16 protein-coding genes and 1 rRNA gene (1 of these 17 running past the window's edge) are annotated in these 16,146 nt (G+C 49.6%); all 17 read left to right on the top strand.

Annotation, left to right across the window (positions count from 1 at the left end; translation table 11 throughout):
• The first annotated feature begins 371 nt into the window (after positions 1-371).
• Complete coding sequence (nadA, locus tag CZ379_RS04190) at positions 372-1,310, top strand: quinolinate synthase NadA (RefSeq protein WP_110930503.1); 939 nt, start codon at positions 372-374, stop codon at positions 1,308-1,310.
• Between the two features lie 39 nt (positions 1,311-1,349).
• Entirely contained in the window at positions 1,350-2,966 is a 1,617-nt protein-coding gene (gene nadB / locus CZ379_RS04185) for an L-aspartate oxidase (protein ID WP_110930502.1), read from the top strand.
• Complete coding sequence (gene nadC, locus CZ379_RS04180) at positions 2,956-3,822, top strand: carboxylating nicotinate-nucleotide diphosphorylase (protein WP_110930501.1); 867 nt, start codon at positions 2,956-2,958, stop codon at positions 3,820-3,822. Before nadB ends, nadC begins: the two co-directional genes overlap by 11 nt.
• 6 nt (positions 3,823-3,828) lie before the next feature.
• Positions 3,829-4,593, top strand: a complete 765-nt coding sequence (locus tag CZ379_RS04175) for a type III pantothenate kinase (RefSeq protein WP_110930500.1) — start codon at positions 3,829-3,831, stop codon at positions 4,591-4,593.
• A 40-nt stretch (positions 4,594-4,633) separates the two neighbouring features.
• The gene (gene hslO / locus CZ379_RS04170; protein WP_110930499.1) at positions 4,634-5,524 is read left to right on the top strand and encodes an Hsp33 family molecular chaperone HslO; all 891 of its coding nucleotides are present in this window, start codon (positions 4,634-4,636) and stop codon (positions 5,522-5,524) included.
• A gap of 255 nt (positions 5,525-5,779) precedes the next feature.
• Positions 5,780-6,718: a cysteine synthase A gene (gene cysK / locus CZ379_RS04165; RefSeq protein WP_110930498.1), complete on the top strand. Its 939-nt coding sequence runs from the start codon at positions 5,780-5,782 to the stop codon at positions 6,716-6,718.
• A gap of 191 nt (positions 6,719-6,909) precedes the next feature.
• A complete protein-coding gene (locus CZ379_RS04160) occupies positions 6,910-8,493 on the top strand; it encodes an anthranilate synthase component I family protein (protein WP_110930497.1) in 1,584 nt (527 codons plus the stop codon).
• A complete protein-coding gene (pabA, locus tag CZ379_RS04155; protein ID WP_110930496.1) occupies positions 8,490-9,071 on the top strand; it encodes an aminodeoxychorismate/anthranilate synthase component II in 582 nt (193 codons plus the stop codon). Before CZ379_RS04160 ends, pabA begins: the two co-directional genes overlap by 4 nt.
• Positions 9,068-9,955 carry an aminotransferase class IV gene (locus CZ379_RS04150; RefSeq protein ID WP_110930495.1) on the top strand — a complete coding sequence of 296 codons (888 nt, stop codon included), beginning with the start codon at positions 9,068-9,070 and terminating at the stop codon, positions 9,953-9,955. Before pabA ends, CZ379_RS04150 begins: the two co-directional genes overlap by 4 nt.
• A 58-nt stretch (positions 9,956-10,013) precedes the next feature.
• Positions 10,014-10,850 carry a dihydropteroate synthase gene (folP, locus tag CZ379_RS04145; RefSeq protein ID WP_110930494.1) on the top strand — a complete coding sequence of 279 codons (837 nt, stop codon included), beginning with the start codon at positions 10,014-10,016 and terminating at the stop codon, positions 10,848-10,850.
• Positions 10,851-10,908: 58 nt separating this feature from the next.
• Positions 10,909-11,271 carry a dihydroneopterin aldolase gene (folB, locus tag CZ379_RS04140; RefSeq protein ID WP_110930493.1) on the top strand — a complete coding sequence of 121 codons (363 nt, stop codon included), beginning with the start codon at positions 10,909-10,911 and terminating at the stop codon, positions 11,269-11,271.
• An 8-nt stretch (positions 11,272-11,279) separates the two neighbouring features.
• Positions 11,280-11,828: a 2-amino-4-hydroxy-6-hydroxymethyldihydropteridine diphosphokinase gene (gene folK / locus CZ379_RS04135; protein WP_110930492.1), complete on the top strand. Its 549-nt coding sequence runs from the start codon at positions 11,280-11,282 to the stop codon at positions 11,826-11,828.
• Positions 11,780-11,986 carry a helix-turn-helix domain-containing protein gene (locus tag CZ379_RS04130; RefSeq protein WP_110930491.1) on the top strand — a complete coding sequence of 69 codons (207 nt, stop codon included), beginning with the start codon at positions 11,780-11,782 and terminating at the stop codon, positions 11,984-11,986. Before folK ends, CZ379_RS04130 begins: the two co-directional genes overlap by 49 nt.
• A gap of 69 nt (positions 11,987-12,055) precedes the next feature.
• On the top strand, positions 12,056-13,057 hold the full coding sequence (dusB, locus tag CZ379_RS04125; protein ID WP_110930490.1) for a tRNA dihydrouridine synthase DusB: 1,002 nt from the start codon (positions 12,056-12,058) through the stop codon (positions 13,055-13,057).
• 361 nt (positions 13,058-13,418) lie between these two features.
• Entirely contained in the window at positions 13,419-13,895 is a 477-nt protein-coding gene (gene greA / locus CZ379_RS04120) for a transcription elongation factor GreA (RefSeq protein WP_110934238.1), read from the top strand.
• Between the two features lie 140 nt (positions 13,896-14,035).
• Positions 14,036-15,544, top strand: coding sequence for a lysine--tRNA ligase (gene lysS / locus CZ379_RS04115; RefSeq protein WP_110930489.1), 1,509 nt, complete (start codon positions 14,036-14,038; stop codon positions 15,542-15,544).
• A 392-nt stretch (positions 15,545-15,936) separates the two neighbouring features.
• Positions 15,937-16,146 (top strand): 23S ribosomal RNA (locus CZ379_RS27130); its annotated part runs 811 nt beyond the window's last position; the annotation flags it as partial.

Here is a 16,146-nt window from a genome sequence, read left to right as displayed (position 1 = left end):
GCGTAGATATTCTACTAGGGGCTGTCTTTTTTTGCTTCGGTGCTTTATTGTCAGCCGAAAGTAGGTAAAATCGGTTATTTATCTTTAATTTTAATGGATAATGGTTTCAGGTCGATTGACAGGGATACCCTCCTTGTGTAAATTAGTTGTTGAACAACGTAATGTGACAATGAAGTGAAACATTCGGTTTGGCGCAAATAAGAACGTACCGAATTTCACATCCTTGGCAATTTCATGACGAGCAACGTGAAAATTTATACGTTCTTCTTTTTTTGCCAGGGAGCCGTGGACAATAACAATGATGGCTAAGTTATGTATTCCCGCTGCATAGAGAGAAAAGGCGGATAAATGGATTAAGGGGGAGGATCATCGTGGAAGCTCTGGCATTAGAGCGTAAGGCGGAAATGAACCGCGAACTGCGGGAGAGACTGTTTCAATTAAAGAAGGAACGCAATGCCATTATATTGGCGCATTATTATCAGCGTGATGAAATCCAGGAGGTTGCCGATTTTCGGGGCGACTCTTTCTTGCTGGCTCAGAAAGCAGCGTCGACCGACGCAGATACGATCGTATTTTGCGGTGTGCATTTCATGGGGGAAAGCGCCAAGATTTTAGCGCCGAACAAGACGGTGTTGATTCCCGATGAACGTGCGGGCTGCCCGATGGCAGACATGGTCAACGTAGATGGTCTGCGCAAATTGAAGGCCCAGCATCCGAATGCCAAGGTCGTGACGTATATTAACTCTTCCGCCGAGATCAAAGCCGAGACGGATATTTGCTGTACGTCTTCCAATGCGGTTAAGGTCATCAACTCGATTGATGCCGATGAAATCATTTGGGTGCCGGACAAGAACTTGGGCCACTATGTGCAGCAGCATACCGACAAAAAGATGATTATCTGGGAAGGCTATTGCAACACGCATGATATGTTAACTGTGAAAGATGTAGTAGAGATGAGAGCGAAGCACCCTAATGCAGAGTTCGTAGTTCATCCGGAGTGCCGTCCTGAAGTAGTTGCCATGGGAGACTTTGTCGGCAGTACGACAGCGATTTTAGAATATTGCAGAAATTCCAGCAGCAAGGAGTTCATCGTCGGTACGGAAGATGGAACAGGGTATCAACTGCGTAAGGATAGTCCCGACAAAACGTTCCATTTCGCTACGAAATTCCTGGTCTGTCCAAATATGAAAGTCAATAACTTGAAAAAACTGGTCAAATGCTTGGAGACGATGCAGCCGCAGATTTACGTGCCGCCTGCCGTAGCCGATAAAGCCAGAACTTCTCTAGAGCGCATGTTACAAGTCAAGTAGCATGCGCTACTCTCTTGTTCAAGATAGGTGACCTGTGTAATGATACCACGATATTTGGTTGATTTTGATATGAGTGAACTGCCTGTCGTCGATACGGACGTCATCGTCATTGGGTCAGGCATTGCCGGACTGTTTACAGCCATTAAAGCAAGCGAGAAGCATCGCGTCATCGTTATTACTAAGAAGGCGCTGCTGGAGAGCAATACACGATATGCCCAAGGAGGCATTGCTGCGGTTATTTCGGAGGAGGATTCGCCGGAATATCACAGACAGGATACGCTGATGGCCGGAGCTGGGCTATGCTCTTCGGCCTCGGTGGATATTCTAGTTAATGAAGGCCCTGAGGGAGTGAAGGAATTAATCACGCTCGGTACGGCCTTCGATGTAGAGAACGGAGAGCTTGCTTTGACAAGGGAAGGAGCTCACAGTCATCGCCGCATTCTGCATGCCAACGGGGATGCGACAGGCTATGAGATTGTTCGTGCGTTGTCCGAGCAGGCTGCTGGGCATCCTAACATCGAGATTTGGAACGAGCACTTCGTCATTGATCTGATTACGGAGGAGAATGAGTGCATTGGAGCACTCGTGCAGCGACCGGACGGACAGCGCGTGTTCCTACGGGGTCTTGCCACTATTCTATGTTCGGGCGGAGCGGGTCAACTATATCGTTATACGACTAACCCAGATGTTGCTACAGGTGATGGGGTGGCTATGGCTTACCGGGCGGGGGCCGTTATTCGGGATATGGAGTTCATTCAATTCCATCCGACTTCACTCTGTTATCCCGGGGCACCGCGCTTCTTAATATCCGAGGCGGTTCGCGGGGAAGGCGCCGTGTTGCGCAACATTAAGGGTGAGCGGTTCATGGACAAATACCATGAGCTGCTGGAGCTTGCCCCTCGCGACATCGTGGCGCGGGCCATTGTCAACGAGATGGAAGAGACGAAATCGAGCTTTGTCTATTTGGATATTACGCACGAGGCCTCGGAGACAGTCAAGAACCGGTTTCCCACGATTCATGATACTTGCATCGGATACGGGCTCGATATGACGACGGATTGGATTCCTGTGGCTCCAGCTGCGCATTATATGATGGGAGGGGTTCGTACCGGCCTTCAAGGCGAGACTAGTGTTCATCGCTTGTTTGCCTGCGGGGAGGTGTCATCTACCGGGGTGCACGGGGCGAATCGGCTAGCGAGCAATTCTTTGTCCGAAGCAATCGTGTTCGGCCGTCGCATTATCGAACGTATTCAGCAGTTGCCCCCCTTGACTAGAACCGGAGAGGGGATAAAATGTCTATCAGAGCGACACGATGCTGTGATGCAGCCGATTGTGGAACGGCGCTTGAAGCTCCAGAAGGTGATGGTGCGTCAAGTCGGTTTGCGTCGAAGCGAGGAAGGGCTGGTTAAGGGATTGGAGGAGCTGCGACGTCAGCTGCCGATCTTCAGAGCGGCTTTACATACCCGGGAGCAGTGGGAGTATGCTAATATGCTGACATGCGCACTTTTGCTGACCGAGTCGGCATTAGCTCGCAAGGAAAGCCGTGGCGGTCATTATCGCGAGGATCACCCGCAGCGTGACGATGCAGGATGGCGCAAGCATATTTTACAGCAACGGGAAAAAGGAATGTTGGAGGAAACGAGCGATGATGTTTAATGGATATAACGAAGGCTTAGTGGATTCCATTCGCCACTGGCTTAGGGAGGACGTCGGCTCAGGCGATATTACGGCAGCTGTAACCGTGCCGTCCGGACATCAGTCCAAAGGAATTATTCATGCCAAGGAAGACGGAATTGCGGCTGGGATGCCGGTTGCTGCTCTTGTCTTTGATGTGGTGGATCCCTCGCTTTCATTCAAGTCTTTGGTGAAGGATGGCCATGTCGTCAGCAAAGGGACGGTATTGGCTCAGGTCGAGGGCAGCACGCATAGCATTCTTACTGGAGAACGGCTTGCCTTGAATTTACTGCAGCGCTTATCGGGAATAGCGACGCGGACGCATCAATATGTTGATGCATTGCAGGGATTGCCTGTAAGGCTCGTGGACACACGGAAGACAACGCCAGGGCACCGAATGCTGGAGAAATATGCAGTGCGGGTAGGCGGCGGTTCCAACCATCGCTTTGGATTGTATGATGCGGTGATGATCAAAGATAATCATATAAAAGGGGCGGGCGGCATTGTGCCTGCGGTACAGCGGGCGCGCGCGGCTATTCCGCATACGATGACGATCGAGGTCGAGACGGAGAATTTGGAGCAGGTGGACGAGGCCTTGTCTGCGGGAGCAGATATCATTATGCTGGATAATATGACTCCAGAGCTGATGAAGGAGGCCGTGCGCCGTATTAAGACAAGGGCGCCTCATGTCACTGTGGAAGCATCCGGCAACGTATCCTTGCAGACGATTCATGGGATCGCCGTGAGCGGGGTGGATGTCATTTCCGTTGGAAGGCTGACATATTCTTTTGACAGTCTGGACATTAGTCTAGATCTGAACGAGAAGAAAGAGGGGTAAAGCAGCATGTTCGTTGTGGTAGATGTAGGCAACTCAAATATTGTACTAGGAATCTACAGGAGCCGAGAGCTGCTTCACCATTTTCGACTTAGTACCAATAGGCAGTCGACAGCCGATGAATACGGGGTAAAAATTCACAATTTATTTCAAATGTCCAAAATCGCTGTAGGCGATATTGAGGGGGTCATCATTTCCTCGGTTGTCCCTCCATTGATGCATGTCTTGGAAGAGCTATGCGAGAAATATTTGCGAAAAAAACCATTGATTGTCGGGCCGGGCATCAAAACGGGACTTAATCTGCGTTACGAGAATCCGCGCGAGGTCGGGGCGGATCGCATCGTTAATGCCGTGGCTGCGGTAGAGCAGTATGGTGGCCCGCTCGTTGTCGTCGACTTTGGTACGGCTACGACATTCGATTGTATCGATGCTGCGGGCAATTATTTGGGCGGAGCCATTGTTCCGGGCATCGGCATTTCCACGGAGGCGCTGTATCAGCGTGCATCCAAGCTGCCCCGGGTCGAGCTGGAGAAGCCGAAGAAGGTCATTGGCCGCAATACCGTTCATGCCATGCAATCCGGGATCATTTTCGGCTACGCAGGACAAGTGGATGGCATCGTGAATCGGATTCGCCGGGAGATGAATGCCGAGCTAAAAGTGATTGCGACCGGTGGGCTGGCGGAGTTGATTGCCAGCGAGGCAGATTCGATTCAGGAAGTAAACCAGCTCCTTACACTGGAAGGGCTGCGCATCATATACGAACGTAATCAGTGATCAGTGACCAGAATATCAAGAAGAGGAGGCTTCACATCTAATGGGAACGGAGCAAGAGAAGGATCGCTTAATTCGGGGAACAGCCATGAACGGCAAGGTTCGTGCGTTTGCTGTACGCACGACGGCGCTTGTAGAAGAACTGCGCCGTCGCCATGATACTTACCCCACCACGACAGCTGCTCTGGGGCGAACCGTCACGGCGGCGACGATGATGGGCGCTATGCTCAAAGGGGATGAGAAGCTTACGGTACAAGTTAAGGGCGATGGGCCGATCGGGCAAATCATTGCCGATGCGAACGCCAACTGCGAGGTTCGAGGCTATGTTACAAATCCCCATGTGCAGTTGCCTAGCAATAGCCAGGGCAAGCTGGATGTGGCTGGAGCCGTCGGTACGACGGGTTTTATTCATGTAACCAAGGATTTGGGTCTCAAAGAGCCTTATCGGGGAAGTGTTCCGCTTATTTCCGGTGAGCTCGGAGAGGATTTTACGTATTATTTTGCCGTATCAGAGCAAACACCGTCAGCCGTAGGGCTAGGTGTGCTTGTAGACGCTGATTCGTCCGTTATTGTAGCGGGCGGCTTCATTATTCAACTGCTGCCTGGGCTGAGCGATCAGGATATCGATGCGATCGAGCGGGCGATCGGCCAGCTTCCACCTGTAACCTCTCTCCTGGATCAAGGGCTCGAGTTAGAGGAGATGCTGAGCTGGATCGTGCCGGACTTTAATCTTCTGGACGAATCTGAGGTAGTATTCTCCTGCAACTGCTCGGTTGAACGCGTGGAACGTACACTAATCAGTCTGGGCCATGAGGAGCTTACTGAGATTCTGGAGGAGAATAAAGAGATTGAAGTCGTCTGCGACTTCTGCAATGAGGCTTATAAATTCAGCCCGGAGAGAATCGCTGAGCTTCAGGCTCAGACTAAGAAATAATATCGGAAATATCTCAATACTTTGTCGTTCTCGGAAGATGGGGAGAGCGGCAAAGTTTTTTTAATATCCATTCTTGACAACTGCCACCGCTGATTGTTAAGATAATGAAAGAACAATACCAACTTAATTACTCGGAAATAAATGAGGGCAGGAGAAACGTAGAAAATTCCACTCCTCTTTCGTTTTTTTGCAACTAGATTAGATTGTCCTGCAACCTTAATTATTATATTTTTAACAATTCAGGGAGGTTTTCGTATGGCTAGAATCGTTAACAACGTAACAGATTTGATCGGGGATACGCCGCTTGTCCGCTTGAATCGCATTGTACCGGAGGATAGCGCAGAAATTTATGTGAAGCTGGAATACCAAAACCCGGGCGCCAGCGTTAAGGATCGGATTGCGATCAGCATCGTGGAAGAAGCTGAGAAAGCGGGCAAACTGAAGCCGGGCGGAACGATTATCGAAGCAACTAGCGGTAATACCGGAATTGGGCTGGCGCTTGTTGCTGCAGCTAAAGGATATAAAGCGGTTATCGTTATGCCTGAGACGATGAGTATTGAGCGCCGCAACCTGCTGCGTGCTTATGGAGCCGAGCTTGTATTGACTCCGGGAGCCGAAGGCATGAATGGTGCCGTGAAGAAGGCTGAGCAAATCCTGTCTGAGAATCCGGACTATTTCCTAGCCGATCAGTTCAGAACGCAGGCGAATGTGAAAATTCACCGCGAGACGACGGGTCCGGAAATCGTTGAAGCGATTGATTCCCTTGACGGTAAGCTGGATGCATTCGTAGCGGGGATCGGAACAGGCGGTACGATTACGGGTGCTGGCGAAGTATTGAAGAAGCGTTTCCCAGAGATTAAGATTTTTGCTGTCGAGCCAGCCGCTTCTCCAATCCTCTCGGGTGGCAAGCCTGGGCCGCATAAAATCCAAGGCCTGGGGGCTAACTTCGTCCCTGAAATTCTGAATCGTGAAATCTATGATGAGATCATTCATGTAGAGAACGACGAAGCGTTCGAGCAAGCCCGTCTCGTTGCTAAAGAGGAAGGTATTCTTTCCGGGATTTCCTCCGGTGCGGCGATCTTCGCTGCCCTTAAAGTAGCTAAAGAGCTGGGTAAAGGCAAACGCGTCGTGGCTGTTGTTCCAAGTAACGGCGAACGTTACCTGAGCACGCCGCTGTACAATTTCGAAGGTTAAGAGCTGCGGCTCCAATAAATTGAATGACCCCCAACCGCTTGTGTTAGACGGTATGGGGGTTATTATATGTTTTGTGCAAGTCTTTGCTTTTTGCACATATTGCATGTGGTGTAGGGATGTTCAACAGAATAAGGTTCTAGTATACTAGCTAGCAACAAGAAAGCATGAAGGGCTGGAGGTAATGACATAGCATGGTTATCATTACAGGATGGGAGCATTGGGAGAACTGGGCTGCGGAAGGAAACTGGACGGTGCTTCCCTATGTTGTCAAAATGAAATCGGGCTCCCGCCTGCCAAACGATTGGGCGCAGGCTTGGGATAAGGCGCATCCGTACTCCTTTGTGCTTGAGAGCGGCAAGGACGGTCGGTATACTTTTCTCGGATTGGAGCCGTTATCGATCATTCGTGGAAAAGGGAACACGGCTCGCATCGAGGACGTCCCTACAGGTCAAATTGTACAAGTCGAAGGACGGCCGTTGGATGTACTCCGCGAGTGGTTGAAGCCTTTTATATCTCCTGCGCTTCCCGGACTGCCTAAATTCAGCGGAGGCGGGGTAGGGTACCTTAGTTATGATGTTGCCCACTCTCTTGAACGTCTTCCGGTTATGGCTGAGGATGATCTCCAGATCGACGATTATATATGGATGCGTATGGAAGAGCTATGGGTGTTCGACCACGAGTATGGCGAGGTATACGCGATCGTTCATTATCCTGTCGGAGCGGGAAACTCTACTTTGCCACTGGCCGAGGCATTTGAAGGGGCAGGGCGGCGGGCATCGCTGATGCTGGATCGATGGAATGAGATATTATATGAGGCTGAGCATGGAGCCTTGGCGGGAAAAGCAAAGGGTCGGCAAGCTGCACTAGCGGCAAGAGATGCTTCGTCGGCCGAGTGGGACGATATTTTGGAGCGCTCCTCTTCCATCTCTTTTGTCCAAAAGGATTTTGAAGCAGCTGTACGCCAGGTGCAGGAGTATATTGCGGCGGGCGACGTGTTTCAGGTGAATTTGTCCTTGCGTCGTGGCATTCCTCTCACAACTGCGCCGGAGGAGATTTATGAATGGTTGAGATTGTTGAATCCATCTCCTTATATGGGTTTGCTTCGCTTTCCCGATTTTCAGCTCGTCTCCGTCTCGCCGGAGCTGCTTGTAAAGCTGGAGCAAGGAAAGATGGCCACCCGTCCTATCGCCGGTACGCGGCGCCGTGGCGCTACGATAGAAGAGGACGAGGCAATGGCTCGCGAGCTGCTGGGCAGCGAGAAGGAGCGCGCAGAGCATATTATGCTTGTTGATTTGCTGCGCAACGACTTGGGGCGCGTGTCTAAGTACGGTACGGTAAAGGCCAGCGAGCTGATGGTTATCGAGTACTATTCCCATGTCATGCATCTGGTGTCTCAGGTGGAGGGGCAGCTGGACGCAGGGAAGACCCCATTTGACGTAATTGCTGCCGTATTTCCAGGGGGAACTATTACAGGTGCTCCGAAGGTCAGGACGATGGAGATTATCGAGGAGCTGGAGCCTGTGACCCGCGGGCCATATACCGGTGCAATGGGGTGGATTGACTACAACGGAAATATGGAATTAAATATTATTATACGTACGCTGGTCGTTAAGGACGGCGTAGGACATATTCAGGTCGGCGCAGGAATCGTCATTGATTCCGAGCCTTATCGGGAATACAGGGAATGCCATAATAAAGCCAGAGCTATCACGATGGCGGTCGGGTTGAGTGAGGAAATCGCCGCGGAAGGCCAAAGACAGGGGATGAAGTTATGATACTGGTTATCGATAATTACGATTCTTTTACGTACAATCTCGTACAGTATTTGGGCGAGCTTGGGGAAGAAATCATTGTACGCCGAAATGATGAAATTGATTTGCAAGGCATCGAAGAGCTGAAGCCCGATCACATTCTACTGTCTCCGGGGCCTTGTACGCCAAATGAGGCTGGTATTACCTTAGATGTTATTGAACGGTTCAAGGGAGCGATCCCGATCTTTGGCGTGTGTCTGGGCCATCAGGCCATTGGTCAAGCCTTTGGAGGCAAGGTCGTGCGGGCGGAACGACTGATGCATGGTAAGACATCGCCGATCCATCATAAGGGCGAGTCTGTATTTACGGGACTCCCCTCACCGTTTACCGCTACCCGCTATCATTCGCTGATCATGGAACGCTCCAGCCTCCCGGACTGTTTGGAGATTACCGCTGAGACTGAAGAAGGCGAAATTATGGGTTTGCGCCATAAAACATATGCCGTCGAAGGAGTTCAATTCCATCCGGAATCGATTATTACCGATCACGGCCATCAAATTCTTCGCAACTTCCTGAACCGCAAGGCGGGGGCAGGGGTATGAATTATATTGGGGTGAATGGAGTTCCTACCCCAGCTGCTGAAGCCGTGATATCCGTAATGGATCACGGCTTCATGTACGGAATGGGACTGTTCGAGACGTTCCGAACGTATCGGGGACAACCATTTTTACTGGATCGGCATTTAGAAAGACTTCGTGGAGGCTGCCGTGATCTAGGCATACGTTATGATACGCGGGAAGAGCTGCTGCGATTCGAGATCGCTCAATTGCTGGAGGCCAATGAATTGCTGGATGGATATATTCGGCTGACGGTGTCGGCGGGAGCGGGGCCGCTTGGCTTGCCGCCGGAAGATTACGCGGAGCCATCCGTCATTATATATGTGAAGCCATTGCCGGAATTGGATTCTGAGCTGTATATAAAGGGCAAGGAGTTATGGTGTTTAACCACGCCCCGCAATACGCCGGAGGGCAAGATTAGGCACAAGTCGCTCCACTATATGAATAATATCCTGGCCAAGCGCGAGCTGGCGGGGTTAAGCAGGGACTCCCGTCCAAAGGGTGCGCCCGAAGGATTGCTCTTGACGGCTGAAGGACATTTGGCGGAGGGAATCGTCAGCAATTTATTTTTTGTGCGCGGAGGAAAATTATTTACGCCCGAGATCGGAACAGGCATTTTACCCGGAATTACTCGAACCTTTGTGATGGAGCTCGCCAGGCGTCAAGGTCTGCAATATGAAGAGGGGCGCTATACTTGGGATGAACTGGTTGCGGCGGAGGAGATTTTCCTAACGAATTCAATTCAGGAGCTGGTGCCAGTAACGACATTAGTTGAGCCGGAAGGCTTGAGATATTCGATAGGGGCTGGAATGATTGGGCCTATTACGGAAATGCTTTTAGATAGCTATAGAGGCAGCACTGGCGTATAGAAGGCAGAGGATACAAGGCAACAAAGATAAAAGGATAGAAGGGAGATCGCAAAATAATATGCAGCCTACGTTGTATCAACGAACTTATCAATGTGGCGATACGGAGCTAAAGCTCGGCGGACGGACATTAATCATGGGGATTTTAAACGTAACCCCTGATTCCTTCTCCGATGGCGGGCGATATAATCATATAGACCGGGCCGTTGCTCATGCGCTTGAAATGATCCGTGACGGAGCGGATATGATCGATATTGGCGGGGAATCGACCCGTCCGGGTCATGACCCCGTGTCGTTAGAGGAGGAGTTGGAGCGGGTTATACCTATTGTAGAGGCCATACACCGCCAAGCCCCTCAAATTCCGATATCTGTGGATACGTATAAAGCCGAGGTGGCGAGACGGTCGCTTGCTGCAGGCGCTCATATCATCAATGATATATGGGGCTGCAAGGCAGACCCGCTCATGGCAGAAGTGGCAGCGGAGTATCAATGTCCCGTCATTTTAATGCATAACCGTCAGGATCGGGACTATCGGGACTTAATGCAGGATATAGAAGCGGATCTGCTGGATAGCGTGGAGATTGCACGGCGAGCCGGAGTTAGGGATGAGCAGATTATACTTGACCCGGGGATTGGGTTCGCGAAAGACTATGATGAAAATTTGCGTGTGATGAAGGAACTGGATCGGCTGATGAAGCTGGGCTTTCCTCTTTTGCTGGGCACGTCCCGAAAAAGATTTATCCGTACTACGCTAGATTTGCCGGTAGATGAGCTGATTATGGGAACGGCAGCAACGGTAGCGCTGGGCATCGCCCAAGGCTGTCAAATCATGCGGGTTCATGATGTGAAGGAAATGAAACGCATGGCTAAAATGTGCGATTCCATTGTTTATATTTAGAGTGGATGATTTAACGAAGTATAGTTTGGTGATCAGGAAAAGAAAGGGTGGATAAATAATGGATAAAATGGTGCTAAGGCGCATGGAATATTACGGCTACCATGGTGTTTTTGAGGAAGAGCGCAAGCTCGGCCAGCGCTTCTATGTCGATTTGGAGTTAGAGTTGGACTTGCGGGAAGCCGGGCAGACCGACGATTTGAGCAAAACGGTGAACTATGCCGAAATCCATGAACTGCTGCGGGGAATTGTCGAAAGAAAAAGTTTCAAATTAATCGAAGCACTTGCAGAACATATTGCATCCTCTGTTTTGGACACTTATACTATGATAGATGCGTTAACGGTTCATGTTACGAAGCCGCATCCGCCATTTGATATTCATTTTGAAGGTGTGACGGTGGAAATACACCGATCTAGAAGGTGAGACGTGCGATGAATACACATCCGACCTCTGGAACCTCAGAGGCTTATATTGCTTTAGGGGCCAACCTTGGTGACCGAGAGGCGACGTTGATGGAGGCGCTGAACCGGCTGGATGCCCACCCGGAAATTAAGGTGCTTCGCTACTCCAAGTTGTACGAGACTGATCCCGTAGGGTATCTGGATCAGCCCTGTTTTGTAAATATGGCTGCGGCGGTACAGACAACGTTGAATCCTGAAGCGCTGCTGACTGTCATGCAGCATATTGAGCTTGAGCTTGGACGCGAGCGGTTAATCCGCTTCGGGCCGCGGACTGTGGATTTGGATCTGTTATGGGTAGAAGGCCAAAACATAGACACCCCATTATTGACTTTGCCGCATCCGCGGATGATGGAGCGTGCTTTTGTACTTGTTCCCTTGACAGACATCGTTTCAGAGGGGGAATCTTCCGGTTTATACCGACGCACCCAAGAAGCATTAATCAGCATGAGTGGAAAGGAAGGCGTACGTTATTGGAAAACTTGCAACTGGCGCAGCGAATCCGGGCTTTTCGAAAACTGAAGGGGTTCACACAGCAGCAGCTTGCGGAGCAATCCGGCGTATCACTTGCCGTCCTAGGAGCTATTGAACGTGGGAACCGACGCGCTGAAGATCAAATTTTAATTAAAATTGTGGACGTTTTGGGCATTTCGTTGTCCGAATTGAAGTCTTCAAAATAAATCGTTTTGCAGGGGAAATGCTACAACTTCCGAGAAAGCTCGACAATAATATAACTAGGAGGGGATCTTATGCTGAAAATCGGCGATATTGAAATGAAGAACCAGGTTGTGCTTGCGCCGATGGCGGGCGTATGTAATCCAGCCTTCCGACTGATTGCCAAAGAATTTGGAACAGGCCTTGTGTGCGCAGAGATGGTCAGTGATAAAGCGATCATCCATGGGAATAAGCGTACGAAAGAAATGCTGTTTGTGGACGAGCGGGAGAAACCGCTCAGCCTGCAGATTTTTGGCGGGGATCGCGAATCACTGGTAGAGGCGGCAAAGGTCGTCGATCAGGAGACGAATGCCGACATTATTGATATTAATATGGGCTGCCCCGTTCCAAAGGTTACAAAATGCGATGCTGGAGCGCGTTGGCTGCTTGATCCGAATAAAATCTATGAGATGGTATCCGCAGTAGTGAATGCCGTTAGCAAGCCGGTGACCGTTAAAATGCGGATCGGTTGGGATGCCGAGCATATTTATGTGGTGGATAATGCGAAGGCGGTAGAACAAGCCGGGGGCAAGGCGGTCAGTGTTCACGGCCGTACCCGGGAGCAGCTGTATACGGGGAAAGCGGACTGGAGCTTTATCAAACAGGTTAAAGAAGCTGTGTCGATTCCTGTTATTGGGAACGGGGATGTCGTCACGCCGGAGGATGCGAAGCGGATGCTGGAGCAGACCGGATGCGACGGCGTCATGATCGGCCGCGGCGCACTTGGGAATCCGTGGATGCTTTATCGTACGGTGGAGTATCTTAAGACAGGTGAACTGCTGCCTGAACCGGGGGCGGAGGAGAAGATTCGCATCGCGATTCTTCATATGGATCGTTTGGCAGCTCTCAAGGGCGAGAACGTCGCTGTACGGGAAATGCGAAAGCATTTGGCCTGGTATCTGAAAAGCATGAAGGGCGCGGCTCGAATCAAGGACGTTATCATGGAAGAGACCAAGCGGGATGAGATGGTACGAATTCTTGAGAATTTTGTCGCTAACGTATCAAGTGAGAGTTCCGACCCAGCTGAATCTGCTTAATTTGCGTACGGGACAACAACAGTATTTTTTCAGCGTAGATAACCTTCATGAAACGTTTACATTTGAAAATTGTACTGTCATTGACATTTTGAAAGGGTTCACCTATAATTTCTCAGTATAAATTCGCCTCAGGAGATAACTTCCACAACATGGGGTGGTCTGAGCTCCATGAGTTTGCATATGATATTCTCAAATGATGCGTGAATTTTCACGGCCGTGGCAAAGCGGCAACTCGGGCCCTCGCAGGTGTAATAGATGACCTTAATTGGATCCATCCGTTGCGGAAGGTATTTATAATGAAGGAGCCCATGACCGCGCGCATAGTGCGAAAATTATTTCCATGACAGGAGAATCGGTTGAGATGAGCGATAAAGAAGTTATTCTTACACAAGATGGTCTGAAGAGATTGGAAGAAGAGCTTGAGAATTTGAAGTCTGTTAAACGCCGCGAGGTAGCAGAGCGTATTAAAGTTGCCATCGGTTATGGCGATATCAGCGAGAACTCGGAATATGAGGATGCGAAGAATGAGCAGGCATTTATTGAGGGCCGCATTATTACCCTTGAAAAAATGCTGCGCAACGCCCGTATCATTAATAATGACGAGATCGATACCGACACGGTTAGCATCGGTTCAACGGTAACTGTGGAGGATTTGGAGTTCGGCGATACGATGGAATACGCGATTGTTGGAACGGCTGAGTCCGATCCGCTGCAGAATAAAATTTCAAATGAAAGTCCTGTAGGCAAAGCGATCCTCGGTAAGCAGAAGGGCGCGATCGTAGACGTAACTGTTCCAGCAGGCGTGATTCAATATAAAATTGTAGATATCAAGAAATAGGGCGGTATTTTGATTGAAAGAGCTTCCCCAGGGGAGGCTTTTTTCACTGTTATCAGATGCCTTCCAGTTGTGTGCATATATGCAAGCTTAAGCTAAATATAAGTTGTGAAATTAAGTTGTAGAAGGAGTGGAGCATAATCATGAGCGAGGAACATAACTCTCAGGAACAAGAAATCGAAATCAGCGAGCTGCTGCAGATTCGCCGCGATAAATTGGACGAGCTTCGTGGCCTAGGAATCGACCCTTTCGGAAAAAAATATGTGCGTACTCATATGGCAGGGGCTATTTTGCAGCAATATGACAGCATGACGAAGGAAGAGCTTGAGGAGAAGAAGGTAGAGGTATCGATCGCTGGCCGGGTCATGGCAAAACGTGGAATGGGTAAAGCAAGCTTTGCTCATCTTCAGGATCTTAGCGGTAAAATCCAAATTTATGTTCGTCAGGACAGCGTGCCTGAAGTGAAGTATGCAGCCTTCAGTCTTCTGGATCTTGGGGATATCGTAGGTGTTCGCGGGGAAGTATTCAAAACGAAGACGGGCGAAACGACAATAAAGGTTACCGACCTGGAGATTCTGTCTAAATCGCTTTATCCGCTGCCGGACAAATACCACGGCCTGAAGGATGTTGAACTGCGGTATCGCCAGCGCTATGTTGACTTGATCGTGAACCCGGAAGTTCAGCAAACATTTATTAAACGCTCCCGCATTATCCAATCGATGCGTCGTTACCTGGACTCGCTTGGATACTTGGAAGTGGAGACGCCAACCCTGCACAGCATTGCTGGCGGTGCTGCGGCGCGACCATTTGTTACGCATCACAATGCGTTGGATATGGAACTTTATATGCGTATTGCGATTGAGCTCCATCTGAAGCGCCTTATTGTCGGCGGTTTGGAGAAGGTGTATGAGATTGGCCGGGTATATCGGAATGAAGGCGTGTCTACTCGCCACAACCCGGAATTTACGATGATTGAATTGTATGAAGCCTACGCGGATTACAAAGATATTATGGCATTGACGGAGAATATGATTGCTCATATCGCTGAGGAAGTGCTGGGCACGAAGGTCGTTCATTATCAAGGTAAGGAAGTAGACCTGACTCCACAGTGGCGCCGTGTTTCTATGGTCGATGCAGTTAAGGAAGTAACGGGTGTTGATTTCGGCGTTCAGATGAGTAACGAAGAAGCCCATCGCCTGGCGAAAGAACACAAAGTACCAGTAGAGCCTCATATGACGTTCGGACATATTCTAAACGCGTTCTTCGAGGAATTTGTGGAGGAGACGCTCATTCAACCAACGTTCGTATATGGACATCCGGTGGAAATTTCGCCGCTTGCGAAGAAGAACGAAGAGGATCCGCGCTTTACAGACCGCTTCGAACTGTTTATTGTAGCGCGTGAGCACGCGAATGCATTTACCGAATTGAATGATCCGATCGATCAACGCCAACGATTCGAAGCTCAACTGCTGGAGCGTGAGCACGGCAATGATGAGGCGCATGAGATGGATAATGATTTCATCCATGCTCTGGAATATGGCTTGCCGCCAACCGGCGGACTTGGCATCGGCGTCGACCGTCTTGTTATGCTGTTGACCGACTCCGCTTCAATACGGGACGTGCTGTTGTTCCCGCATATGCGTTCTGAATAATTTAGATGAGACGAGCCTGGCTTCTATGAGCTGGGCTCGTTGTACTTATATTAGAATGTAGAAGCAGCAAAGCAATAGGGATCAAAATGATTAGTTCAAATGATTAATTCATGGATGAAATTGGATTAAAAAAACAGGTTTAAAAGCTTGCACCTATATAGAAAAGATGATATATTATATATCCGGTCGTTAATTACAAGCTTAAATGAGAGCTTTACAAGCAATAAGAAAATAAAGCTTGCAATTTATTGCCCGGTGATGTATGATTAGAAAGTTGCCACTGAAACACGGCGACGCAAGAGAAACAAAGTTGATCTTTGAAAACTGAACAACGAGTGAGCGGGTTTCACGGAAGTGAAATCTAAAAATAGAGTCAGATGCAAATCTGATCTCGTCAGATTCAAAATGAGCAAGTCAAACACTTAGCTGAAAGAGAAATTGCCTTCGGGTAAAACTTCCTTTCACCTTTAATGGAGAGTTTGATCCTGGCTCAGGACGAACGCTGGCGGCGTGCCTAATACATGCAAGTCGAGCGAAGTTATTTTGGAAGCTTGCTTCCGAAATAACTTAGCGGCGGACGGGTGAGTAATACGTAGGCAACC

It is taken from the genome of Paenibacillus bouchesdurhonensis (genome assembly GCF_900155685.1).
Classification (GTDB): Bacteria; Bacillota; Bacilli; order Paenibacillales; family Paenibacillaceae; genus Fontibacillus; species Fontibacillus bouchesdurhonensis.
Note: the sequence above shows the minus strand (reverse complement) of the source record. Positions and strands in the feature narration are given on the sequence as shown.